This window comes from Streptomyces sp. NBC_01235 (assembly GCF_035989285.1).
In the GTDB taxonomy this organism is placed as follows: Bacteria; Actinomycetota; Actinomycetes; order Streptomycetales; family Streptomycetaceae; genus Streptomyces.
Genome location: NZ_CP108513.1, coordinates 4,377,924 through 4,400,965, shown reverse-complemented (window position 1 = coordinate 4,400,965; position 23,042 = coordinate 4,377,924). Strand labels below are relative to the sequence as shown.

At 70.3% G+C, this 23,042-nt stretch carries 20 protein-coding genes and 1 tRNA gene; 11 read left to right on the top strand and 10 right to left on the bottom strand.

The features are described 5' to 3' along the window. Positions 1–17: 17 nt before the first annotated feature. The 3 genes from OG289_RS19310 to OG289_RS19300 form a co-directional block, all read right to left on the bottom strand. Positions 18–629 carry an acyl-CoA-like ligand-binding transcription factor gene (locus OG289_RS19310; RefSeq protein ID WP_327315274.1) on the bottom strand — a complete coding sequence of 204 codons (612 nt, stop codon included), beginning with the start codon at positions 627–629 and terminating at the stop codon, positions 18–20. Beyond that, complete coding sequence (locus OG289_RS19305) at positions 626–2,197, bottom strand: MFS transporter (protein ID WP_327315273.1); 1,572 nt, start codon at positions 2,195–2,197, stop codon at positions 626–628. The genes OG289_RS19310 and OG289_RS19305 overlap by 4 nt, the downstream gene beginning before the upstream one ends. Positions 2,198–2,287: 90 nt before the next feature. Beyond that, positions 2,288–2,818, bottom strand: coding sequence for a hypothetical protein (locus OG289_RS19300; protein WP_327315272.1), 531 nt, complete (start codon positions 2,816–2,818; stop codon positions 2,288–2,290). 122 nt (positions 2,819–2,940) lie between these two features. Here OG289_RS19300 and OG289_RS19295 point away from each other — a divergent pair, with 122 nt between their 5' ends. From OG289_RS19295 to OG289_RS19250, 10 genes are all read left to right on the top strand, one after another. Further along, the gene (locus tag OG289_RS19295; protein WP_327315271.1) at positions 2,941–3,648 is read left to right on the top strand and encodes a response regulator transcription factor; all 708 of its coding nucleotides are present in this window, start codon (positions 2,941–2,943) and stop codon (positions 3,646–3,648) included. Further along, positions 3,645–5,015: a HAMP domain-containing sensor histidine kinase gene (locus OG289_RS19290; RefSeq protein WP_327315270.1), complete on the top strand. Its 1,371-nt coding sequence runs from the start codon at positions 3,645–3,647 to the stop codon at positions 5,013–5,015. The genes OG289_RS19295 and OG289_RS19290 overlap by 4 nt, the downstream gene beginning before the upstream one ends. Beyond that, positions 5,012–5,521, top strand: a complete 510-nt coding sequence (locus OG289_RS19285; protein ID WP_327315269.1) for a hypothetical protein — start codon at positions 5,012–5,014, stop codon at positions 5,519–5,521. Before OG289_RS19290 ends, OG289_RS19285 begins: the two co-directional genes overlap by 4 nt. A gap of 159 nt (positions 5,522–5,680) precedes the next feature. Beyond that, complete coding sequence (locus OG289_RS19280; RefSeq protein WP_327315268.1) at positions 5,681–7,141, top strand: glycoside hydrolase family 18 protein; 1,461 nt, start codon at positions 5,681–5,683, stop codon at positions 7,139–7,141. A gap of 192 nt (positions 7,142–7,333) precedes the next feature. Beyond that, on the top strand, positions 7,334–8,659 hold the full coding sequence (locus OG289_RS19275; RefSeq protein WP_327315267.1) for an ABC transporter substrate-binding protein: 1,326 nt from the start codon (positions 7,334–7,336) through the stop codon (positions 8,657–8,659). Positions 8,660–8,693: 34 nt separating this feature from the next. Beyond that, positions 8,694–9,671 (top strand): carbohydrate ABC transporter permease, encoded by a 978-nt coding sequence (locus tag OG289_RS19270; protein ID WP_327320733.1) that lies wholly within the window; start codon positions 8,694–8,696, stop codon positions 9,669–9,671. Beyond that, a complete protein-coding gene (locus OG289_RS19265; RefSeq protein WP_327315266.1) occupies positions 9,668–10,552 on the top strand; it encodes a carbohydrate ABC transporter permease in 885 nt (294 codons plus the stop codon). Before OG289_RS19270 ends, OG289_RS19265 begins: the two co-directional genes overlap by 4 nt. Before the next feature lie 40 nt (positions 10,553–10,592). Continuing rightward, the gene (locus OG289_RS19260) at positions 10,593–11,909 is read left to right on the top strand and encodes a glycoside hydrolase family 36 protein (protein WP_327315265.1); all 1,317 of its coding nucleotides are present in this window, start codon (positions 10,593–10,595) and stop codon (positions 11,907–11,909) included. Next, positions 11,906–13,936: a beta-galactosidase gene (locus tag OG289_RS19255; protein WP_327315264.1), complete on the top strand. Its 2,031-nt coding sequence runs from the start codon at positions 11,906–11,908 to the stop codon at positions 13,934–13,936. The genes OG289_RS19260 and OG289_RS19255 overlap by 4 nt, the downstream gene beginning before the upstream one ends. Positions 13,937–14,151: 215 nt before the next feature. Beyond that, positions 14,152–14,748 (top strand): hypothetical protein, encoded by a 597-nt coding sequence (locus OG289_RS19250; protein ID WP_327315263.1) that lies wholly within the window; start codon positions 14,152–14,154, stop codon positions 14,746–14,748. A 99-nt stretch (positions 14,749–14,847) separates the two neighbouring features. Here OG289_RS19250 and OG289_RS19245 read toward each other — a convergent pair whose 3' ends face one another. The 4 genes from OG289_RS19245 to OG289_RS19230 all read right to left on the bottom strand — a co-directional run bounded on the left by OG289_RS19245 (position 14,848) and on the right by OG289_RS19230 (position 19,717). Continuing rightward, positions 14,848–16,278, bottom strand: a complete 1,431-nt coding sequence (locus OG289_RS19245; RefSeq protein ID WP_327315262.1) for a GH1 family beta-glucosidase — start codon at positions 16,276–16,278, stop codon at positions 14,848–14,850. Between the two features lie 162 nt (positions 16,279–16,440). After that, positions 16,441–17,328, bottom strand: a complete 888-nt coding sequence (locus OG289_RS19240; RefSeq protein WP_327320732.1) for a carbohydrate ABC transporter permease — start codon at positions 17,326–17,328, stop codon at positions 16,441–16,443. A 41-nt stretch (positions 17,329–17,369) separates the two neighbouring features. Next, positions 17,370–18,380: a carbohydrate ABC transporter permease gene (locus OG289_RS19235; protein ID WP_327320731.1), complete on the bottom strand. Its 1,011-nt coding sequence runs from the start codon at positions 18,378–18,380 to the stop codon at positions 17,370–17,372. Positions 18,381–18,385: 5 nt separating this feature from the next. Continuing rightward, a complete protein-coding gene (locus OG289_RS19230) occupies positions 18,386–19,717 on the bottom strand; it encodes an ABC transporter substrate-binding protein (RefSeq protein ID WP_327315261.1) in 1,332 nt (443 codons plus the stop codon). A gap of 404 nt (positions 19,718–20,121) precedes the next feature. Here OG289_RS19230 and OG289_RS19225 point away from each other — a divergent pair, with 404 nt between their 5' ends. Continuing rightward, positions 20,122–21,177: a LacI family DNA-binding transcriptional regulator gene (locus tag OG289_RS19225; RefSeq protein WP_327315260.1), complete on the top strand. Its 1,056-nt coding sequence runs from the start codon at positions 20,122–20,124 to the stop codon at positions 21,175–21,177. A 346-nt stretch (positions 21,178–21,523) separates the two neighbouring features. Here OG289_RS19225 and OG289_RS19220 read toward each other — a convergent pair whose 3' ends face one another. From OG289_RS19220 to orn, 3 genes are all read right to left on the bottom strand, one after another. Next, positions 21,524–22,036 (bottom strand): GNAT family N-acetyltransferase, encoded by a 513-nt coding sequence (locus OG289_RS19220; protein ID WP_327315259.1) that lies wholly within the window; start codon positions 22,034–22,036, stop codon positions 21,524–21,526. Positions 22,037–22,122: 86 nt separating this feature from the next. Beyond that, positions 22,123–22,195: transfer RNA gene (locus OG289_RS19215), tRNA-His, on the bottom strand. Positions 22,196–22,301: 106 nt separating this feature from the next. Next, positions 22,302–22,904, bottom strand: coding sequence for an oligoribonuclease (gene orn / locus OG289_RS19210; RefSeq protein ID WP_327315258.1), 603 nt, complete (start codon positions 22,902–22,904; stop codon positions 22,302–22,304). Between the last annotated feature and the right edge of the window lie 138 nt (positions 22,905–23,042).

Below are 23,042 nucleotides of genomic sequence, written 5' to 3'. Positions count from 1 at the left end.
GAGGGGATCGGAGGGGATCAGAAGTCCAACCCCCTTGACAGCAACGGCAGATGACGTTCGTACAGTGCCGTCAGGTCCTCCTTGCCGTCGCCCTCCACCCAGTGCCGTACGAGGGCGGTGAACACACCGATGATGGCGGCGGCGGCGCACTTGATCTCCAGGTCGGAGGCGTCGCGACCACTGCGTTCGGCGATGATCTCCGCGATGGCGCGCTCGCTGCGTTCCTGCTCGGCGACGTTGCGGGCGCGGATCGCGGGGTCGGTGAAGGTGATGCGGGTGCGCAGCAGGAGGTCCTCGCGGTCCTGCTGGAGCATCGCGCCCAAGGGACCCCGCAGGGAGGCGAGGAGCGCGTCCACGATCGGCTCGTCGGCGGGGCGCTCGCGCAGGGCGGTGGCGAGGGCGGGGTCGTACTCGTCCTGGACGACCACGTCCTCCTTGGAGGGGAAGTACCGGAAGAAGGTGCTCGGCGAGACCTCCGCCGCGTCCGCGATGTGGTCGACCGTGGTCGCCTCGTAGCCCTGCTCCGTGAAGAGGCGGTAGGCCTCGCGGCGGATACGCGCGCGTGTCTGCAGTTTCTTGCGTTCGCGCAGGCCGAGGGCGGGGGCGGCGGAGGTCTCGTGCGGTGTCATGCGACCGATTCTGCGGGCTCGGGAGCGGAGGGGGCCACTGCGCGGGAACAGCCGCGGGCCACCGTGCGGGAGCAGGTGGTGCGGCCCGGCAGGAAGACGGCGGCCAGGACGGCGCCCAGCAGGGCGATCGCCCCGCAGGCCACCAGGACCAGGTTCATGCCGTGCACGAAGGCGCCGTGGGCGGAGGCCGTGAGCGCCGCGTCGTGCAGCCGGCCGGCGACCGCGTCCGCGCCGGAGACGGAGTCGCGGGCCGTGTCCGCCGCCTGCGCGGGGAGGCCGTCGGTGCGCAGGCGGGCCAGGTAGCCGTAGCTGAGCAGGCTGCCGAGGCCGGCCACGCCCAGGACCGAGCCGAGTTGCTGCACGGTCTCCAGGAGGCTGGTGCCCGACCCGGTGTTCTCGCTGGGCAGGGCCGTCACCACCAGGCTGGTGGCCGGGACCACGGCCAGCCCGAAGCCGAGGCCGGTCAGGCCGAGCCACAGGGCGGCGAAACCGTAGCCGTCGGCGGGGGCGGTCGTGGCGCCGAGCAGGCTGCCCGCGGCCAGGAGCGCGAGGCCCAGCGGGATCACCGTCCGGGCGCCGAGCCGCGGGACGACCGCCTCGCTCGCCGCGGCCGCCGCCATCAGGCCGCCGATCAGCGGGAGCACACGCAGACCGGTGCCGAAGGCGTCGTTGCCGAGGACGCCCTGGAGGTACTGCGGGACGACGAACAGGATGCCCATCACCGCGAAGTTGACGAAGACGGCGATCAGCGTGCCCCACAGGAAGAGGCGGTCGGCGAACAGCCTCAGGTCGACGATCGGGTGCGGGGTGCGGCGCTCGCGCGCGATAAAGGCGGTGAGCAGGGTGGCCGCGGCGGTGAGGGAGGCGAGGACGGTCGGTGCCGACCAGCCGTCGCCCGGGATCAGGATCGTGCCGTAGACGAGGGCGGTGATGCCGAGGCCGCCGAGTGCGGCGCCGAGGGCGTCGAAGGGGGCTTTCGTCGACGTCGACCGGTCACGGGGGAGCAGCCAGAGGCCCGCGACGACGGCCAGGGCGGCGACGGGTGTGTTGAAGAGGAAGACCGAGCCCCACCAGAAGTGGTCGAGGAGCCAGCCGCCGACCACGGGGCCGACCGGCATGCCGAGCGCGGTGGCGGCGGTCCAGACGGCGATGGCCCGGGGCAGTTCCTCCTTGGCGAAGACGCGCGGCAGGATCGCCATCGACAACGGCATGATCGCGGCGGCCCCGAGACCGAGGACGGCCCGGGCGGCGATGACCTGCGCGGACGTGGTGGCGAGCGCGCCGCCGAGCGAGGCGAGTCCGAAGAGTGTGATGCCGGACAGCAACAGCCGCTTGTGGCCGTACCGGTCGCCGAGCAGGCCGACCGGGAGCATCGCGACCGACAGGGCGAGCAGGTAGCCGCCGCCGATCCACTGCAACTGGGCGCTGTCGGCGTGCAGTTCGCCGGCCATGGTCGGCAGGGCGACGTTGATGACGGTGCCGTCCAGGCCGACGATCAGCACGCTCAGGGTGAGCGCGGCGAGGGCGAGCCAGCGGCGGGGTGACGGGCGTGGAGCGAGCGCGGTCATGAGAGACCTCCCTGGGAAGCAGCCTTAGTGAGAGGCTACTGTCAAATGGGAGTCAACTGTCAATATGTAGTTGTCTTTCAGATGGGGTGGCTAGTAGGTCCCCACCTCGACCCGCGGCGGCCCGTCGTGCCACGTGCAGAACACCGAGACGCGGTCCGCGCCCGAGGAGAACTCCACCCGGATCCACGACTCCGTCTTCCACACCTGCATCGACCAGCCCGCGCCCGGGGTGGCCGAGACGAGGGTCGCGGAGGCCTTGCCGAGGTCGAAGACGACCCGTCCGCCGTCGGTGTTGTAGCTCTTGACCGAGCCGGCGGGAGCGGGGGAGGACGGGCTCGTGGGGGCCGACGGCGAGGCGGCGGGGGACGTACTGCCGGGCGTCGGGGACGGGCTCGGCGAGCGGGACGGCCGGTTCGGCGTCGACGTGGGGGTCGGCGTCGGCGTCGGTGTCGTCAGGGGTTTCGCGTCCTGCGTGGTCGCGTCGCCCGCCGTCAGCGGCAGGGCACGCGGCGGGTCGTAGGCCGTGCCCGCCATCACGGTGTGGACGCCCCACCACGACAGCGTGACCGCCGCGCCCGTGGCGAGCGACCAGGCCAACAGGTGTACGAGTCCTCTGCGCATCGCGGGCCATCTTGCCCCACGCGCCTCACCGGTGCCGCACGGAAGCCCCATCGGTTGTCCACAGACGCCGAGTTGTCCACAGGCCCGGAGGGCGCTCGGCGGCATGGCGTAGGTTGCGGCGCATGGCAAGTGTGCTCGTGGTCGAGGACGACCAGTTCGTACGCTCGGCGCTCATCCGGCAGCTGACCGACGCCTCGCACACGGTGCGCAGCGTCGGCACGGCACTGGAGGCGCTGCGCGAGGTCGCCCATTTCCGCTTCGACGTGGTCGTTCTCGACCTCGGACTGCCCGATCTGGACGGCTCCGAGGCGCTGAAGATGCTGCGCGGCATCACGGACGTACCGGTCATCATTGCCACCGCGCGCGACGACGAGAGGGAGATCGTCCGGCTGCTGAACGCGGGCGCGGACGACTACCTGACGAAGCCGTTCTCGGTGGAGCACCTGTCGGCCCGGATGGCGGCGGTGCTGCGGCGGGCCCGGTCCGGTGCGGGGGAAGCCCCGCCCTCCGCCGTCCTGCGCGTCGGCGGCCTGACCGTCGACCCGCTGCGCCGCCAGGCCGAGTTGGACGGCGTACGGCTGGACCTCACCCGCCGGGAGTTCGACCTGCTGGCCTTCCTCGCGGGCCGGCCGGGGGTCGTGGTCTCGCGCCGGGACCTGCTGGCCGAGGTGTGGCAGCAGTCCTACGGCGACGACCAGACCATCGACGTCCATCTGTCCTGGCTGCGGCGCAAACTGGGCGAGACGGCGGCCCGGCCGCGCTATCTGCACACCCTGCGGGGCGTCGGAGTGAAGCTCGAACCACCGGGGGAAGCGGGGCCGGCCCGATGAGGTGGGCGCTGGTCAAGGTCTGTCTGGCGGTCACCACGATGGTCGTGGTCGCCTTCGCGGTCCCGCTCGGTCTCGTCATCAAGGAGATGGCCCGCGACCGCGCGTTCTCCAACGCGGAGCGGGAGGCCGCGGTCGTGGTCCCGGCGCTGTCCATCACGACCGACCGCGACCAGTTGGAGCGGGTCGTGGCCTCGGCCGGCTCCGACGACGGCATGGCCGTGCACATACCGGCGAGCGACGGCCGGGCCGCCGTCGAGCTCGGCCGCCGGCGCGCCGCCGACGCGGACATCGCGGCCGTACGGAGACTGGGCCGCGCCTCCACCGCCGAGGTCCCCGGGGGCTCCGCGCTGCTCCAGCCCGTCGCGCTGAGCCTGGGGACGGTGGTGATCGAGGTGTACGTCCCCGAGTCCGAGGTGAGCAACGGCGTCGGCACGGCCTGGGCGGTGCTCGCGGCGGTCGGGTTCGCGCTGGTCGTCGGCTCGGTTGCGGTCGCCGACCGGCTGGGCGTACGGATGGTGCAGCCGGCGAGGCGGCTGGTCGAGGGGGCGCACGAGCTGGGGGAGGGAAAGCTGGGGGCGAGGGTTCCGGAGGAGGGCCCGAACGAACTGCGTCGCGCGGCGGTGGCGTTCAACTCGATGGCCGACCAGGTGGTCCAACTACTGGCGAACGAACGGGAGTTGGCGGCAGACCTGTCCCACCGCCTACGCACCCCGCTCACCGTGCTCCGCCTCAACGCGGCCTCCCTCGGCGACTCCCCGGCCGCCGAGCAGACAAGGACCGCGGTCGCCCAGCTGGAGCGCGAGGTCGACACGATCATCCGCACGGCGCGGGAGGCGAAGCCGCAGACGACGGCCCTCGGACCGGGCGCCGGCTGCGACGCGGCGGAGGTGGTCCGGGAGCGGATGGCGTTCTGGTCGGCGCTCGCGGAGGACGAGGGCCGCAAGGTGCGCACGGCCGGCGTCGACCGCCCGGTCCGCATACCCGTGGCCCGCGCCGACCTCGCCGCCGCCCTGGACGCACTGCTCGGCAACGTCTTCCGTCACACCCCGGAGGGCACGGCCTTCGCGGTCGACGTCCACAACGGCGAGGACGCGGTGATCGTCCTGGTCTCGGACGCGGGCCCCGGCATCCCCGACCCCGAGGCGGCGATGGCCCGGGGCCACGGATCGGGCGCCACCGGCTCGACGGGCCTCGGCCTGGACATAGTCCGCAGACTCGCGGAATCGACGGGCGGCGACGTCCGCGTCGGCTCATCGGTCCTGGGCGGCACGGAGGTACGGCTCTGGATCCAGCTGGACGGACGCGCGCCGGTGCGGCGGGGGCATCGGGGGGCCGTGCGGCGGCGGAGGCGGGCGGCGGTCAGGTGACGCCGGGAACGGGGGAGCGCGCGCCCGACCTGCTGTGGGAAGACGTCAAGTGGTGCTTCGAGCCCGACGGCTCGCTGCCGGATGTGCTTGTGCCCGGTGCCTCGGTGGAGGACTGGCAGGCGGTCCTGGATCTCGTCGCCGCGAGCGGTTGGCAGTGCGAGTACTCCGAGGGCACCACGGTGTTGCCGGTCCCGCGGGCGGAGGTCGTGCACTCCCGCCCGGCGGGCGCGGAGTGCCCCCACCTGCGCGTGTGGCCGGCCCCCGACGTGCTGGCGATCTTCCGCTTCTGCTCGGACGAGGAGATCGACTTCGACGTCGATCTGCGGGAACTCCAGGGGCAGGAGCGGCTCGATGTGTTCTGCGGGTTCCTCCGGGCGATCGGCCGGCGCCTGGGCAAGCCCGTGTCGATGTATGCCGAAGGGGGTTTCACGGGGCCTGCGTTGCTCGGATTCGACGTCGAGGCCGACCGCGTGGTGGTGCTCCTCGACCTCTCGAAGGACCCCTGATTGGTCTCGACCTTTAACCGTCACCGATGCCTTCCTTAAGCGCGCCCTAAGATCCTCAACCCCCGTCCCTGTCAGGCACTTTGCCCGCTTCGGGGTCGCTAGCGTGCTGCCTCACCCCACCCCCGGGAAAACCCCGTGAACAGTGAAGGCAGGCACGTGATGAGCACGCATCGGCGCAGGAACAGTGGCAGGAACAAGGTCATCGGGGGTGCGGTCGCCGCGGCCGTGGTGGGGGGCGGGGTCGTCCTCGTCACCGGTACCGCGCAGGCGGCGGGGGTCGGGGCCGCGTACACCAGGACCAGTGACTGGTCGACGGGTTACACCGCGCAGTACGTCGTGACGAACAACAGCGGCCGGGCGAAGGCGGACTGGAAGCTGGAGTTCGATCTGCCGGCCGGGGCGAAGCTGAGCTCCCTGTGGAACGGGGATTCCACGGTCGGCGGGCGGCACGTGACCGTCTCGCCGCCCACGTGGGACACCGACGGGCTCGCCGCCGGGGAGGCCGTCACCGTGGGCTTCGTCGTCAACGGCAGCGGGGATCCCGTCGGTTGTCTCGTCGACGGGGCCACGTGCTCCGCCGACGACGGCGCCACGCCCGAGCCGGGCGGACGGCCGACACAGTCCGCGCCCCCCACTCCCACCGCCACCGCCACCGCCACCCCTGCCCCCACCTCCGACCCTTCCCTGACCGCCGCTCCCTCGGAGAGCCCCGGCACCGGCACCACCGCCTCCGCCGGATTCGCCCCCTACGTCGACACCTCCCTCTACCCCGCCTTCGACCTCCTCGCGAGCGCGAGCGCGACCGGGGTGAAGGACTACCACCTCGCCTTCGTCACCGACGGCGGCGGCTGCACGCCCAGGTGGGGCGGGGTTACTGATCTCGGGAGCGACGGGGTGGCCGCCCAGATCGGGGCGCTCAGGGCCAAGGGCGGTGACGTCCGGGTCTCCTTCGGCGGCGCCTCCGGCTCCGAGCTGGCGACCACCTGCTCCTCGGCGGACGCCCTGGCGACGGCGTACGGGAAGGTCGTGGACCAGTTCGGGCTCACCAAGGTCGACTTCGACGTCGAGGGTGGCGCGCTGCCGAACACCACCGCCAACGCCCGCCGTGCCCAGGCGATCGCCAAACTCCAGCAGCGGCACCCCGGCCTCGATGTCTCCTTCACGCTCCCCGTCATGCCCGAGGGGCTGACCCAGGACGGCGTGACTTTGCTCTCCAATGCCAAGGCGAACGGTGTGAAGGTGGCTACAGTCAACGTCATGGCCATGGACTACGGTCCGGCTTACAGCGGTGACATGGGTACGTACGCCGAGCAGGCTGCCACCGCTACTCAGGCCCAGGTCAAGAGTGTGTTCGGGCTGAGCGACAGTGCCGCCTGGAAGGCGGTCGCCGTCACTCCGATGATCGGTGTGAACGACGTCACGTCCGAGGTCTTCAAAGTCGAGGACGCCACCCAGCTCGTCGCCTTCGCGAAGTCGAAGGGGCTCGGCCGGCTGTCGATGTGGTCGGCCACTCGCGACAAGCAGTGCGCGGGCGGTGCCAAGAACCACGCGGACGCCACGTGCAGCTCGATCCTCCAGGCCGATTCCGCCTTCTCGAAGGCCTTCGCCACCTTCAAGTGATCAAGAAAACGGACAGAAGGTGATCAAGGTGTGTCGATTACGTTTCGACAAATGAAGGCGGCGGCTCTTGACGCATGACCGGACATACGGCTGTTATTGCGCCACCCCGTGTTCGGTCAAGTTGATTTCTGGTCGATTAAGAACAGATTTTCAGCCGCACCTCATGGCCGAACCCCGCGTCAGGAGTCGTTCATGCACCACGTCACCCCCTCTGGCCGCCTCTCCCTCCCCGCCCTTCCCTCGGCGAGCCGCCGCGCCGTACTGCGTGGCATAGGCGGCGCGGCCGTCCTCGGCGCCGGCATCCCCCTCCTGTCGGCCTGCGGCGGCAGCGGCACCTCGTCGGACCCGAAGACCGTCACCCTCGGCTCCAACGCCTCCGACGCCGTCCCGAAGAAGGCGTTCGCCGAGATCTACGCGGCCTTCAAGAAGCAGTCCGGGATCACGGTCGACGTGAACACCAAGGACCACAACACGTTCCAGGAGCAGATCAACTCCTACCTCCAGGGCACCCCGGACGACGTGTTCAACTGGTTCGCCGGCTACCGCATGCAGTTCTTCGCGGGCAAGAAGCTCGCCACCCCCATCGACGACGTGTGGCAGACCATCGGCGGCAACTTCCCCGACGCGATGAAGGCGCTCAGCAAGGGCGAGGACGGCAAGTACTACTTCGTGCCGCTGTACACGTACCCCTGGGCGCTCTTCTACCGGAAGAGCGTGTTCCAGCAGCACGGCTACACCGTCCCCACCACCTGGGACCAGCTGGTCGCCCTGTGCAAGCAGATGAAGAAGGACGGCCTGGTCCCGATCGCCTTCGGCGACAAGGACGCCTGGCCCGCGCTCGGCACGTTCGACCAGATCAACTTCCGCACCAACGGCTACGACTTCCACGTCGAGCTGATGGCGGGCAAGGCCTCCTGGACCGACGCCAAGGTCCGCAAGACCTTCGACCACTGGGCCGAGCTGCTCCCCTACCACCAGGACGGCGCCGTCGGCCGCACCTGGCAGGACGCCGCCCAGACCCTCGTCTCCAAGAAGGCCGGCATGTACCTGCTGGGCACCTTCGTGGCGCAGCAGTTCACCAACCAAGCCGACGCCGACGACCTCGACTTCTTCGCCTTCCCGGAGATCGACCCGACGTACGGCCAGGAGACGGTCGAGGCGCCCACCGACGGCTTCATGCTCTCCAAGGCCCCGAAGAGCAAGGCGTCCGCCGTCAAGCTCCTGGAGTACCTGGGCACCCCGGAGGCCGAGGCGATCTACCTCAAGGCCGACCCGAGCGTCGTCGCCGCCTCGTCCAAGGCCGACACCTCCTCGTACACCGCGCTGCAGAAGAAGGCGTACGCGATGATCAGCGGCGCCAAGCACCTCACGCAGTTCATGGACCGCGACAGCCGGCCGGACTTCACCTCGACGGTGATGCAGCCGGCGCTGCAGAAGTTCGTCCGCGACCCCAAGGGCATCGACAGCCTGCTGACGTCGATCGAGCGCCAGAAGAAGACGATCTTCGCGTCCGGCTGAGACCCTCCTGCTGAAGCGGATGAGCACCCACACCATGACCGTGGACACCACGAAGACCCCGGAGGCGGCCGCCGTGCCGCCTCCGGGCACCGCATCCCCGAAGAAGCGGGTTCCGCAGGGCCACCGGCGCCTGCTGACCCGCCGCGACCGGCTCACGCTCGGCCTGATGGCCGGCGTGCCGACGATCCTGCACGTGGCCCTCGTCTGGGTCACCGCGCTGGCCTCCATCGCCCTGGCCTTCACCACCTGGGACGGCATCGGCTTCGACTCGATCAAGTGGGTCGGGCTGGACAACTTCAAGGAGCTGTTCAGCAACAACCCGCAGTTCTGGCCCGCCGTCGAGCACAACGTCATCTGGTTCGTCGTGCTCATCCTGATCCCGACGCCGTTCGGACTGTTCCTGGCGGTCCAGCTGGACAAGAAGATCCGCTTCAGCCGGGTCTACCAGACCGCGTTGTTCCTGCCCGTCGTGGTCTCCCTGGCGGTCACCGGCTTCGTCTGGCAACTCGTCTACAACCCGGACACAGGCCTGATCAACAGCCTCATCGGCGCGAACAAGCCCGGCCACTACATCGACTGGATCGGCGACCCGCACCTCAACCTGTGGGCCATCCTCATCGCCGCGTCCTGGCGCCACGCCGGCTACATGATGATCCTCTACCTGGCCGGCCTCAAAAGCGTCGACCCGGCCCTGCGCGAGGCCTCCGCGCTGGACGGCGCCAACGAGTGGCAGACGTTCAAGAACGTCATCTTCCCCACCCTGCGGCCCACGAACACCGTCGTCCTCGTCGTGACGATCATCGAGGCCCTGCGCGCCTTCGACCTGGTCTTCGTCTTCAACAAGGGCGCCCAGGGCACCGAACTGCTGTCGATCCTGGTCACCAACAACATCATCGGCGAGTCCAGCCGCATCGGATACGGCTCGGCGATCGCCGTCGTCCTGCTGGTGATCTCCCTCGCCGTGATCATCCCCTACCTGATCTCCACCTTCCGGAAGGAGCGGCGAGCATGAGCGCGACCCTCACGGCCAAGCAGCGCACCCCCGTCCGCCCAGCCCGGATCCTGCTGCACACCTTCCTCGCCGTCACCGCCCTGGCCTGGGTGGCACCCCTGCTGTGGGCGCTGTTCGCGGCCCTGCGCCCGTACGCCGAGACCAGCACCAAGGGCTACGTCTCCTGGCCCGACAAACTCGGCTTCGACAACTTCACCAACGCCTTCCAGCAGTCGGACATGCTGCACTACTTCGGCAACACGCTGCTCATCGCCGTCCCGGCCGTGCTGCTGACCCTGTTCCTGTCCTCCTGCGTGGCCTTCTACGTCAGCCGCTTCGACTTCCGCGTCAACCTGTTCCTGCTGCTCGTCTTCACGGCCGGCAACCTGCTCCCGCAGCAGGTCATCATCACCCCGCTGTACCGCCTGTACCTGCTCGTCGACCTGCCCGGCATCACGACGAGCGGCAAACTGTACGACTCCGCGCTCGGCCTGGTCCTGATCCACGTGGCGTTCCAGTCCGGCTTCTGCGCCTTCGTGCTGAGCAACTACATGCGCTCCCTCCCGCACGAGCTGACCGAGGCCGCCCTCGTCGACGGCGCCTCCGTCTGGCGCCTGTACTGGCAGATCGTGCTGCCCCTGTGCAAGCCCGCGATGGCCGCCCTGGCGACCCTGCTCTCCATCTGGATCTACAACGACTTCTTCTGGGCGATCGTGCTGATCTCCACCGGCGAGAACATGCCGATCACCTCGGCCCTGAACAACCTCTCCGGCCAGTACTTCACCGACCCCAACCTGGTCGCCGCCGGCGCCCTGCTCACCGCGATCCCCACACTGATCGTGTACTTCGTGCTCCAGCGCCAGTTCGTCAGCGGCCTCACCCTGGGCGCCAACAAGGGCTGAGCAGGCCGAGCCCCTTCGTTCCGTTGTGAAAGAGATCTCCGTGCAGCACCCCTTCACCCCTGCCGCCACCGTCCCCGTGGACCCGCGTCGCGCCCGTGTCCACGAGGAGGGCTGGCAGTCCTGGAGCCCCAGCGGCGCCTACGCCCTCGACGCCGCCCCGTACCGCCCGACCAACGACAACTGGGCGACGGTCTGCTACCGCCCGGGCGTCACCGTCCCCGCCGGAACCTTCCAGGGGGAGGGACTGCTGGCCCTCGACCCCGGTGACGGCTCACCGGTACGTCTGTGGGCGGCGCCGGACCCGGTGCGCGAGGTGCCGTCCATCCGGCTCACGCCACAGGGAGCCATGGCCGAGATCAGCGCCGACGGCCCGGTGAAGGAGTACACCGGCACGGACACCCAGACGCTCCTGGGCGAGTGGGCCGCCGGCCTCGGGCTCCCGGCCCCCCGCCCGGCGCCCACCGTCTGGTGCTCCTGGTACGAGTACTTCACGGCCGTCACCGAGGACGACGTCCACGAGAACCTCCGCGCGATGGACACCCTCGACCTGCCCGTCGACGTCGTCCAGATCGACGACGGCTACCAGCGCGCCCTCGGCGACTGGCTCGCCCTCTCCGGCCGCTTCCGCTCCCGCGCCGGCATCGCCGACACCATCCGCGCCCGGGGCCGCCGGGCCGGCATCTGGACGGCTCCCTTCCTGGTCGACCCGAGCAGCGAACTGGCCGCCGGGCACCCCGACTGGCTGGTCGGGTCCGCCGACGGCGGCTTCGCGCACGCCGGCCGCAACTGGGGCCACGACCTGCGGGTCCTGGACACCACCCACCCCGAGGCGGCGGCCTACCTGACGGACGTCTTCCGGACCCTGCGCACCGAGGGCTACGACTACTTCAAGGTCGACTTCCTGTACGCGGGCGCGCTGGACGGCGTCCGGCACGACCGGTCCGCGGACCCCCTGACGGCATACCGTTCAGGCATCGAACTCATCCGGGCGGCGATCGGCCCGGAGGCCTACCTCCTGGGCTGCGGCGCGCCGATCCTCCCCTCAATCGGTCTGTTCGACGCGATGCGGGTCAGCCCCGACACGGCCCCGCACCGCCGTCCCGAGGCCGACGACTACAGCCAGCCCGGCCAGGACCCGGCCGAGTTCACGGGCGTCGGCCGCCAGTGGCAGCACGGCCGCCTCTGGGTCAACGACCCCGACTGCCTGATGGCCCGCCCGGCCGTGGAGACCCGTGAGCGGTGGGCCGCGCACGTGGAGGCGACGGGCGGCCTGATGGCCTCCAGCGACCGGCTGCTGTCGCTCGACGAGTGGGGCGTGAACACCACGCGCCGACTTCTGACGGGAGTCATCCAGTGACGCGCTCTTTGAACATCTCCGGCATCGCCTACGGCGGCGACTACAACCCCGAGCAGTGGCCCGAGGAGGTCTGGGCCGAGGACATGCGGCTCATGACCGAGGCCGGCGTCAACATGGTCAGCGTCAACATCTTCTCGTGGGCGCTGCTCGAACCGTCCGAGGGCGTGTACGACTTCTCGCGCCTGGACCGCGTTCTCGACATGCTCTACACGCACGGCATCGCCGCCGACCTGGCCACCCCGACGGCCGCGCCACCGGCGTGGTTCTTCAGGTCCCACCCCGAGGCGCTGCCGGTGGACCGCGACGGCCGAAGACTGTCGTACGGCAGCCGCCAGACGTTCTGCCCGAGCAGCCCCGCCTACCGCGAGGCGGCGCTGCGCGTCGCCCGGGCGCTGGGGGAGCGGTACGCCGACCACCCGGCGGTCGTCATGTGGCACGTCCACAACGAGTACGGCTGCCACAACGCGGAGTGCTTCTGCGACACGAGCGCGGAGGCCTTCCGCCGCTGGCTGCGCGCCAGGTACGGCGATGACCTGGCGGCGCTCAACGACGCCTGGGGCACCGCCTTCTGGAGCCAGTGGTACTACGACTGGGACGAGATCCTGCCGCCGCGCGCGACGGGCGCCGTCCCGAACCCCACCCACCGGCTGGACTGGCGCCGCTTCTGCAGCGACGAACTGCTGTCGCTGTGCACGGCGGAGCGGGAGGTCCTGGCGGAGGCGGCCCCCGCGGTACCCGCCACCACCAACTTCATGGTGATGTACAACTTCGACGCGCTGGACTACTGGCGCTGGGCGCCGGAGCTGGACGTCGTCTCGAACGATCACTATCTGAGGTCGACGGACCCGGAGTCGGAGATCGACATCGCGATGAGCGGCGACCTGGTGCGCTCGCTCGCGGGCAACCGTCCCTGGCTGCTGATGGAGCACTCGACGGGCGCGGTGAACTGGCAGCCCGTCAACAGGGCGAAGACAGCGGGGGAGTTGCGCCGCAACGCCCTCGCGCACGTCGCGCGCGGCGCCGACGGCATCGCCTACTTCCAGTGGCGGGCGGCGAAGGCGGGTGCCGAGCAGTGGCACTCGGCGATGCTGCCGCACGCGGGCACGGACAGCGTCATCTGGCGGGACGTCGTGGCGCTCGGCGCGGACCTGAAGGCGCTGGCGGAGGTGCGCGGCAGCACGGGCACGGCCGAGACGGCGATCGTCTGGGACTGGGACGCGAAGTGGGCGCTCGAACTTCCCTCGCAGCCAAGCGAGTCGATCCGTCACCTGGAGCTGGTCCGCGCCTGGTACGAGCCGCTGTGGCGGGCGGGCGTCGCCGTGGACTTCGTCCGCCCGGACGCGGACCTGTCGGCGTACCGCCTGGTCCTGGCGCCGAGCCTGTACCTGGTCGACGACGCGGGCGCGGCGAACCTGACCGCCTTCGCCGAGCGGGGCGGCACGCTCGCGGTCGGCTTCCACAGCGGGGCGGTGGACGAGAACTGCCATGTACGGCTGGGCGGTTACCCGGGCGCGTTCCGGGAGGCGCTGGGCGTCCGCACGGACGAACTGTTCCCGCTGCTGCCGGGGGAGACGGTCGGCCTGGACGCCGGCGGCACAGGTTCGCTGTGGTCGGAGCGCGTACGCCCGGACGGCGCCGAGGCCGTGGCCTCGTACACGAACGGCCCGCTCGCGGGCGTCCCGGCGGTCATGCGGCACGACCACGGCACGGGCACCGCCTGGTACCTGGCCACCCTCCCCGATCCGGACACCCTGGCGACGCTCCTGGAGCGGGTCCGGGGAGAGGCCGGCGTGCGGCCGGTGGTGAGCGGCGTCCCGGAGGGCATCGAAGCCGTACGGCGCCGTGGACCCGACGCCGACTATCTCTTCCTCATCGACCACCGGGGCGACGGCGCCGAGGTCCCCGTCTCCGCCGACGCCACCGAACTGCTCACGGGCAAGCGGCTGGAGGCGGGTACGGTCACCGTGCCGCCGGGCGGGGTCGTGGTGGTGCGGGAGATCACGACAGGGCCGACGGGTCGGTCCTGAGGGCGTGGAGGATGTTCGCGAGGGCTTGGGGGGCGGTGGTGGCGATGAGGTGGGGTGGTCGCTTTCGCGGACGTGGACGCGGGACGGGGTGGATGCCGCCGGCTCTACGCACTCGCCCTCGCCGCCCGCGCTGAAGCCATGCCGATAGAGTTCCCCCCTTCGCTTGATCCACTGCCCGGCCGTCCGAGCCAGGGCCGCACCAACTCGGGGGAGTTGTGCTTTCCATCCGCCATGCCCTCACCACCGCCGTGCTCGCTGCCGCGGCGCTCACGCTGACCGCCTGTCAGCCCGGTGAAACCGACGACAAGGGCGCAGCCGCCGTCACCGCCGGTTCCAGCACCTCGGCCGGTTCCACCACGTCGGCAAGTCCCAGCACCTCGGCAAGTCCCAGCACCTCGGCCGACGACAACGGCTCCTGCCCGACCCTCGCCGAGGGCCACAAGGTCATCTGGGTCGACAACGTCGAGGGTGCCGGGAACAATGTCGTCGCCAAGGACGCCAAGATGTCCTGCGACCCGAAGTCGGACGCCGGTGCCTCCTACCGCCCGGCCGGCGACCTCACGACGTACTCCATCGCCTCGGGCGACACCAAGGTGACGATCATCAGCAAGAACGAAACCACGCAGAAGACCCTCACCGCCCAGGGCGGCGGCATCGCCCACGTGAAGACGTGCGCGGACCCGGACGGGACCTCGTACGACGGCGGGCAGGCCTCGGCCGACACCAGCGACTGCTGGGGGATGAACTTCTACGACGTAGCCGTCGGCCCGGACAACAAGATTACCGAGATGAGCGAGATCTACTCCTCCTAGACCGTCGGCGGCCGGGGCGCGGCACACCCCCACGGCGCGCCGCGCCCCGTTCCCCGCTCCCCGGGTCAGGTGGTCATGTGGCCGTGTGCGGTCATGCGGTCAGGCCGTCTCAACGTCCGGCAGCGTCCCCGTCCGGGCCGCCTCGCCGTACCAGCGCGCGCTCGACTTCGGGGTGCGGGCCAGGGTCGCGTAGTCCACGTACACCGCGCCGAACCGCTTCTCGTAGCCGTACGCCCACTCGAAGTTGTCCAGCAGGGACCACAGGTAGTAGCCCCGGACGTCCGCGCCGTCGGCGATGGCACGGCGGACTGCCGAGAGGTGGCCGTGCAGGTAGGCGATGCGCTCCGGGTCGTGGACGCGGCCGTCGGGGTCGGGCTTGTCGTCGTAGGCCGCGCCGTTCTCCGTCACATACAGCGGCAGGCCCGGCGCCTCCCGGGTGTAGCGCATGATCAGCTCGTGCAGGCCCGTCGGGTCGATCGTCCAGCCCATCTCGGTGCGGTCGCCGGGGGTCTGGTGGAAGGCGACGTCGTCCGCGGCCGGCCACGGGGAGTGGTCGCTCGCGCCGTGGCCGTCCGAGCGCGGCCCCTTCACGGTGGTGTCCGCCGCCGAGACCAGCGTGGGCGTGTAGTAGTTCAACCCCAGAGCGTCCAGCGGCTGGTTGATGGCGCGCAGATCGCCGTCCAGGACGTACGACCAGTCCGTCAGCGACGAGGTCGCCGCCAGCAGCGTCTCCGGGTACGCGCCCCGCAGGATCGGGTCGTGGAAGACGCCGTTCGCCAGGTCGTCGATCTTCCGGACCGCCGCCAGGTCCGCCGGATCGCCCGGGGAAAGCGGGCGCACCACCGACGAGTTGAGGCTGATCGCGACCGAGTTGCGGGCCGGCATGGCCGCGCGCAGCGCCGAAGTGCCCAGACCGTGCGCCAGGTTCAGATGGTGGGCCGCCTTCAACGACGCCGCCGGGTCCGTGCGGCCCGGCGCGTGCACCCCGGACGCGTAGCCCAGGAACGCGCTGCACCACGGCTCGTTCAGCGTGATCCAGTTCTCCACACGGTCGCCGAGCGCCTCCCCGACGATCTGCGCGTACTCCGCGAACCGGAACGCCGTGTCCCGCTCCGGCCAGCCGCCCGCGTCCTCCAGCTCCTGCGGGAGGTCCCAGTGGTAGAGCGTGACGGCCGGCTTGATGCCCACCGCCAGCAGCTCGTCCACCAGACGGCGGTAGAAGTCCAGGCCCACCTGCACCGCGGGACCGCGGCCCGTCGGCTGGACCCGGGACCAGGAGATCGAGAAGCGGTACGCCGTGAGGCCCAGCTCCGCCATCAGCGCCACGTCGTCGCGATAGCGGTGGTAGTGGTCGACAGCGATGTCACCGTGCTCGCCACCGGCCGTCTTCCCCGGTGTATGGCTGAAGGTGTCCCAGATCGACGGGGTGCGGCCGTCCTCCCGCACCGCCCCCTCGATCTGGTACGCGGACGTCGCGGCGCCCCAGAGGAAGGCGGGAGGAAAGGTCACCGGAGTAACGGGCTCAGGCATGGAAGCGCTCCCATGAAAGGTCGTCGCAGGTCGTCGAGGTCGTCGAGACCGACGGAGGTTGGGGGGAAGTGGTGCGAAGGGGGCCGAGGCGGCGGTGACCCGGCCCCCGAGAAGTCACGGACTCACGAACGGGAGGGCGTCGTACGACGTCGTAGCGCGTCGTCAGCCCTTCACCGCGCCCTGCATGATGCCGCCCACGATCTGCTTGCCGAAGACCGCGAAGACCAGCAGCAGCGGCAGCGTGCCCAGCAGCGCGCCCGCCATGATCAGGGACTGGTCCGGGGTGTACCCGCGGCCGAGGCCCGCGACCGCGACCTGCACGGTCGGGTTGCCGGTCTGGCTCAGCACCAGGAACGGCCACAGGAAGTCGTTCCACGTCTGCACGAACATCAGCATGCCGAGCACCGCCATCGCGGGGCGCGCCGCGGGGAACACCACGTGCCACACCACACGCCAGCTGCTCGCGCCGTCCACCCGGGCCGCCTCGATGATCTCGTCGGGCAGCGCCTGGATGAGGTACTGCCGCATGAAGAACACACCGAACGCGCTCACCAGCGACGGCAGGATCACCGCCTGAAGCTGGTCCGTCCACTCCAGCTTGGCGACCATCATGTACAGCGGGATGATGCTCAGCTGCGGCGGCACCATCATCGTGCCGATCACGATCAGCATCAGCGCGCCCCGCCCCCTGAAGCGGAGCTTGGCGAAGGCGAACCCGGCGATCGTGGAGAGGAAGACGATCGTCGCCGCCGACGTACCCGCCACGATCGTCGTGTTGACGAACGCCTTGCCCAGGTTCGCGTCGTTCCAGGCCACGTCCAGGTTGTGGAAGAGGTTCGAGCCGAACACGAACGGCGGCGGCGACTGCGCCAGCCGGTTGTTGTCGCGGGACGCGGCGATCGCCGTCCACACCAGCGGGAACAGCGAGCCGATGGTGAACAGGATCAGGATCGCGTAGGCGATCGGGCCGCCGTGCATCTGGCCGCCCGCCCGCGCGGACTTCGGGCGGCGCACCTTCCGGGCCGTCGGTACGGCGTCCTCGGGCTCCACGGACTTCGCGGTCGTTGTCGTCGTCGTCACGGCCGGTACTCCTAACTACTGGCGCGCAGCCGGCGCGAGATGACGTAGTTGACGATGCCGACCACGATCAGGATCAGGAACATCGTCCAGGCGATCGCCGAGGCCCGGCCCAGGTGCTGGTTCACCCAGCCCTGCTCGTACAGGTACAGGCCCAGCGTCTGGAACTGGTGCTCCGCGCCGCCCGAAGCGCCCTTGTTGGCGTCGAACAGCAGCGGCTCGCCGAAGACCTGACTGGCGCCGATCGTCGACACGACGACCGTGAACAGGATCGTCGGCCGCAGCGACGGCAGCGTGACGTGCAGGAACTGCTTCCAGCGGCTCGCCCCGTCCAGCGCCGCCGACTCGTACAGGTCCTGCGGGATCGCCTGCATCGCGGCCAGATAGATCAGCGCGTTGTAGCCCGTCCACCGCCAGATGACGATCGACGACACCGCGATCTGCGACGGCCACTTGTCGTTCTGCCAGTCGATCGCGTCGATCCCGACGAAGTGCAGCGCCCAGTTGATCATGCCGTAGTCGCGCCCGAAGAGCAGCACGAAGACGAGCGAGGCGGCCGCGATCGACGTCGCGTACGGCGCGAGCATCGCGACCCGGTAGAAGGTCGAGGCCCGCAGTCTGTAGTTGAGGATGTGGGCGAGGCCCATGGCCATCAGCAGCTGCGGAACGGTGGAGATGATCCCGATCGTCAGGGTGTTCTTCGCCGCGTTCCAGAAGAAGTCGTCGTCGAAGATGCGCGTGTAGTTGCGCATCCCCACCCACGTCATGTCGGTCGGCGCGGTCATCTCCACCTGGTGCAGTGACGCCCAGCCCGTGTAGAGCAGCGGGAACAGACCGAAGGCGACGAACAGCAGGAAGAACGGCGAGACGAAGGCGTACGGGCTCCAGCGCATGTCCCGCTGCCAGCGGCGGGACAGCCGGGCCCGGTGGCGCCGCTCGTCCTCCGTGGAGACGGCGGGCGGGCGGCCCGGGGCCGCGCCCCCCTCCTTGGCGGGGGGCGCGGCGGTGTCGTTGCGGGTGGCCATACGGGTCACTTGTCCAGGTTGTTGTCGATGGTCTTGGTGGCCGTCTTCCAGGCCTCCTCCGCCGACTTGCCCTTCGTCACGAGGATGACGCCGTTGTCGGTCAGACCCTGCTGGATGATCTGGTCCTTCGGGCCGATCACCTGGACCGGGGCGGTCTTGGCGGCCTCGGAGAAGACCGTGCCGATCGGGGAGTCACCGGTCATCTCGTTCTTCGCGCCGGTGACCTCGGGCATCGTGTACGTGCTCGGGGCGCTCGGGAAGGAGCCCTGCACCTTGAACAGCTTCGCCTGCTGCTCGGGCGCGGTCAGCCAGGTGATGAACGCCTCGGCCTCCTTCACGTGCTTGCCGCTCTTCGGCACGCCCAGGAAGGAACCGCCCCAGTTGCCGGACTTGGGCGCGACGGCCACGTCCCACTTGCCGGCGTCCTCCGGCTTCGCCTTGCCCTTGATGGTGCCGAGCATCCACGGCGGGCAGGCGATGGTGGCGAACTTGCTGTTGGCGATCGTGGTGTCCCAGGCCGGCTGGAACTGCGTCTGCGCCTGGACCAGGCCCTCCTCGGCTGCCTTCGCCGTCAGGTCGAAGGCGGCCTTCACGGCCGGGTTCGACTTGTAGATGATCTCGCCGGAGGAGTCGTAGAACTTCTCCTTCTCACTGCTGAGGATGGCGTTGATCAGGCCGCCGGGGGAGTCCATGAAGAACGTGCCAGCCTTGGCCTTCCTCTTGTACTGCTCGCCGGTGGCGACGAACTTGTTCCAGTCACCGGCCCACAGCTTGCCGACCGCCTCGCGGTCGGTGGGCAGACCGGCCGCCTGGAAGAGGTCCTTGCGGTAGCAGAGGGCCATCGGCCCGATGTCGGTGCCGAGACCGATCGTCTGGCCGTCCTTGGTGGTGCCCTGCGACCACTTCCAGTCCAGCCACTTGCTCTTGTCCACGCCCGAGACCTTGGACATGTCCTCGAACTTGGTCGCCTGCGTGGCCACCACCTCGGCGATGTTGCCGACCTCGATGGCCTGGACGTCCATCAGGCCGCTGTTGGTGGTGAGGTGGTTGACGAGCGCCGGGTAGTAGTTCTCGTTCCGCTCCGTGACATTCTCGGCGATCTTGATGTCCGGGTGGAGCTTCTCGTACTCGGTGTAGAGACCGGCCTCCTTGAAGCCCATCGTGCCGAACAGACCCAGCGTGATCGTGGTCTTGCCCTTGCCGCTGCCCGACGACGAACCGTCGGAAGCGTTGTCGTCGCCGCCGTCGTCGGCACAGCCGGCCAGCAGCCCGGCGCCCAGCGTCGCGACGGCCGCCAGGACCACCGCCTTGCGGGCGGTTCGGGTACGTGCTCGCATTGCGTCCTCCAGTTGCCCTGACGTGCCGACCCCCCGGCCAACTGCATTGTTGGGCCCGTTAGTTACTCGCTGCGGCTCGGGCGGGGAACGTGCGGGATGTGTATGTGTCAGGTACCGTGGGAGCGCTCCCACAGGTGATGTGTTGAAGAGTCGTCGGTTCGGGCGGGGGTGTCAAGGGCGAAGGCGCGGAGAGATGCGTTCAGTTATCCGCCCGTTAGCTAACTCGTGCAGACAGCGCTTTCCCGCCAGGGGTGGCCGAGTCGAGCCCGCCCGGCGAGTGCGCCGACGGCCGAAACGGAGACGTGGGGGTGGCCCGGAGGCGGCGGCCCCCAGCGGCGGTGGCCCGAACGGACAGGACTGTTAGATTCCAGGTCAGCGCGAACAACGGCGGGAAGGCGGAGCCCATGGCAAGCCACGGAACGCGGGGGCGGAGCGGTGGCCGGCCGACCCTCGAAGAGGTGGCCGCACGCGCCGGCGTCGGCCGCGGCACGGTCTCCCGGGTGATCAACGGTTCGCCGAGGGTCAGCGACGCGACCCGCGCGGCGGTGGAGGCGGCGGTCGCCGAGCTCGGCTACGTCCCGAACACCGCGGCCCGCGCCCTCGCCGCCAACCGCACGGACGCGATCGCGTTGGTCGTCCCCGAACCGGAGACCCGTTTCTTCGCGGAGCCGTACTTCTCGGACATGCTGCGGGGCGTCGGCGCGGAGCTCTCGGACACCGAGATGCAGCTGCTGCTGATCTTCGCGGGTAGCGACCGCGAACGTCGCCGGCTGGCCCAGTACCTGGCGGCGCACCGGGTGGACGGCGTCCTGCTGGTCTCGGTCCACGCGGACGACCCGCTGCCCGACCTGCTCGCCCAACTGGAGATCCCGGCGGTGATCAGCGGCCCGCGCTCGGCCGCGGAGACGCTGCCCTCGGTCGACTCCGACAACTACGGCGGCGGCCGCTCGGCGGTCGAGCACCTCCTCTCCCACGGCCGTACCCGCATCGCCCACATCACCGGCCGCCTCGACGTCTACGGCGCCCAGCGGCGCGTCGACGGCTACCGCGACGCCCTGCGCGACGCGGGGTACGAGGTGGACGAAGGCCTCATCGCCCCGGGCGACTTCACCGAGGAGGGCGGCCACCGGGCGATGGGGGAACTCCTCGCCCGCACCCCTGCCCTCGACGCGGTCTTCGCCGGCTCCGACGTCATGGCGGCCGGCGCCCGCCGGGCCCTGCGCGAGGCGGGCCGCCGCATCCCGGAGGACATCGCCCTGGTCGGCTACGACGACTCGGCGATCGCCCGCCACATGGACCCACCCCTGACGAGCGTCCGCCAGCCCATCGAGGAGATGGGCCGCAGAATGCTGGACCTCCTGCTGACAGAGATCGCGGACCGCCGCCCGGCGGTGTCCCGGGGCCTGGAACGCCGCCAGGTGGTGCTGGCTACGGAGTTGGTGGGACGGGCCTCTTCCTGAGGTCGCCCTCCAGGGGGCATCGCCGCGGCCGGCCACGCGAGCACAGCACTGCCCTCCGGCTCTCTTCGCGCGTCGACATGGCGAATGCGGGGGCGGGAGCGTGGGTGCCGGGCGTCGGCGGTGGGGGCGGGTGACTCGTTCGGACCCACCCGACGCCTGGGCCGTCGCCCGCTGCGTGGAACGGGAAACGGATCCGCCGAGCGCGCGAGGATCGCGACCTCACCCGGCCCGAGGAAGGGCCTCGCGACCCTCCCCGACTCGACCTCGACACGCTGCTCCGGTCGCCCACGGGATCGGCGTCGAGCCGTCCGATCTCCTGGGGTGAACAGCTCGACCAGGCCCGGCTTCAGTGCCGCGAAGGCAACCGCCACCTGATCTCGCCGTCGTGTTCCTCCTCCGTCGGTGACAGCCCCGCTGCTGTGGCGACGGCGGCCGAGGCCCGGTGGGCGGGGTGGATGTGGGCGATGATCGTCCGCACGCCCTGTTCCCGTAGCCAGTCGACGAGCCCCCGTGCCGCTTCGGAGGCGAGGCCGCGGCCCTGCCACGGGGTGCCGGTGACCCAGGCGATCTCGGCCTCGTCGTGTCCTGTCACGGTGGCCTGCACGGTGCCGGTCAGGCAGTCGGCGTCGCGTAGGCGCAGGACCCAGTTGCACCAGGAGACGGACGGGTCCCCGGAGCCCGCGACGAGGCGTTCGTAGCGGGTGTGCAGGGACTTTGGGGTGCTGGGGGCGCCGCCGATGAAGGTGTGGAGGGCGGGATCCGCCAGGACGGTCGCCATCTCCGCCGCGTGTTCCACGCGCAGGGGGAGCAGGTCGAGGCGGGCGGTGCTGATCGGTTCGGCGTGGACCGCTGACCCCATGCCGCTCCGTTCCGTTTTCCGTTCCGTTCCGGGAAACGCATCAGCCGGTGACCTCCCTTGCGGGAAGTCACCGGCTGATGAATCAGGGTGAGTGACGGGACTCGAACCCGCGGCATCCTGGACCACAACCAGGTGCTCTACCAGCTGAGCTACACCCACCACGCCCGGCAGTTGGACTTTGTGGTCTCCCTACCGGCCGAGAAAAAGTGTACAGGGTCCGAAGGGGTGCTCGCGCACGGCTTTTCCGGGCGGCTCCCGGCGCCTCCTACTGGGCGGGCAGGACGTGCTTCGCGGCGATGGTCCTGGCGGTGTCGGAGTCCGGGCCGGGCTGCGGTACGAAGACGGCCTCGCGGTAGTAGCGCAGTTCCGCGATGGACTCGCGGATGTCGGCGAGGGCGCGGTGGTTGCCGTTCTTCTCGGGGCTGTTGAAGTACGCCCGCGGGTACCAGCGCCGGGCGAGCTCCTTGATGGAGGAGACGTCGACGATGCGGTAGTGCAGGTAGCCCTCCAGGGCCGACATGTCCCGGGCGAGGAAGCCGCGGTCGGTGCCGACGGAGTTGCCGCACAGCGGCGCCTTGCCGGGCTCCTTCACGTGCTCCCGTACATAGGCCAGGACCTGCGCCTCGGCCTCCGCGAGCGTCGTCCCGCCGGCCAGCTCGTCGAGCAGCCCGGACGTGGTGTGCATCTCACGCACCACCTCCGGCATCGTCTCCAGTGCCTTGGCCGGCGGGCGGATGACGATGTCCACACCGTCGCCGAGGATGTTCAGCTCGGAGTCGGTGACGAGGGCGGCAACCTCGATGAGAGCGTCGTCGGACAGCGAGAGGCCGGTCATCTCGCAGTCGATCCACACCATGCGATCGTTCATGCGACCACCCTAAAGCTGACGTCGGCTTTTGGGATGCCCCGCGGCTGTGTGGGCCTCGTCCCTCCGTGCGGGCCCTGTGTGGGCCGCGTCGTCGAAAACGCCGGACGGGCTGGGATGCCCGTCCGGCGTTTTCGAGGT

Bases quoted from the DNA above. Each gene is read 5' to 3' on its own strand.
- OG289_RS19310 (WP_327315274.1), bottom strand. From the start codon at position 629: ATGACACCGCACGAGACCTCCGCCGCCCCCGCCCTCGGCCTGCGCGAA.
- OG289_RS19305 (WP_327315273.1), bottom strand. From the start codon at position 2,197: ATGACCGCGCTCGCTCCACGCCCGTCACCCCGCCGCTGGCTCGCCCTC.
- OG289_RS19300 (WP_327315272.1), bottom strand. From the start codon at position 2,818: ATGCGCAGAGGACTCGTACACCTGTTGGCCTGGTCGCTCGCCACGGGC.
- OG289_RS19295 (WP_327315271.1), top strand. From the start codon at position 2,941: ATGGCAAGTGTGCTCGTGGTCGAGGACGACCAGTTCGTACGCTCGGCG.
- OG289_RS19290 (WP_327315270.1), top strand. From the start codon at position 3,645: ATGAGGTGGGCGCTGGTCAAGGTCTGTCTGGCGGTCACCACGATGGTC.
- OG289_RS19280 (WP_327315268.1), top strand. From the start codon at position 5,681: ATGAGCACGCATCGGCGCAGGAACAGTGGCAGGAACAAGGTCATCGGG.
- OG289_RS19275 (WP_327315267.1), top strand. From the start codon at position 7,334: ATGCACCACGTCACCCCCTCTGGCCGCCTCTCCCTCCCCGCCCTTCCC.
- OG289_RS19270 (WP_327320733.1), top strand. From the start codon at position 8,694: ATGACCGTGGACACCACGAAGACCCCGGAGGCGGCCGCCGTGCCGCCT.
- OG289_RS19265 (WP_327315266.1), top strand. From the start codon at position 9,668: ATGAGCGCGACCCTCACGGCCAAGCAGCGCACCCCCGTCCGCCCAGCC.
- OG289_RS19245 (WP_327315262.1), bottom strand. From the start codon at position 16,278: ATGCCTGAGCCCGTTACTCCGGTGACCTTTCCTCCCGCCTTCCTCTGG.
- OG289_RS19235 (WP_327320731.1), bottom strand. From the start codon at position 18,380: ATGGCCACCCGCAACGACACCGCCGCGCCCCCCGCCAAGGAGGGGGGC.
- OG289_RS19230 (WP_327315261.1), bottom strand. From the start codon at position 19,717: ATGCGAGCACGTACCCGAACCGCCCGCAAGGCGGTGGTCCTGGCGGCC.
- OG289_RS19225 (WP_327315260.1), top strand. From the start codon at position 20,122: ATGGCAAGCCACGGAACGCGGGGGCGGAGCGGTGGCCGGCCGACCCTC.
- OG289_RS19220 (WP_327315259.1), bottom strand. From the start codon at position 22,036: ATGGGGTCAGCGGTCCACGCCGAACCGATCAGCACCGCCCGCCTCGAC.
- orn (WP_327315258.1), bottom strand. From the start codon at position 22,904: ATGAACGATCGCATGGTGTGGATCGACTGCGAGATGACCGGCCTCTCG.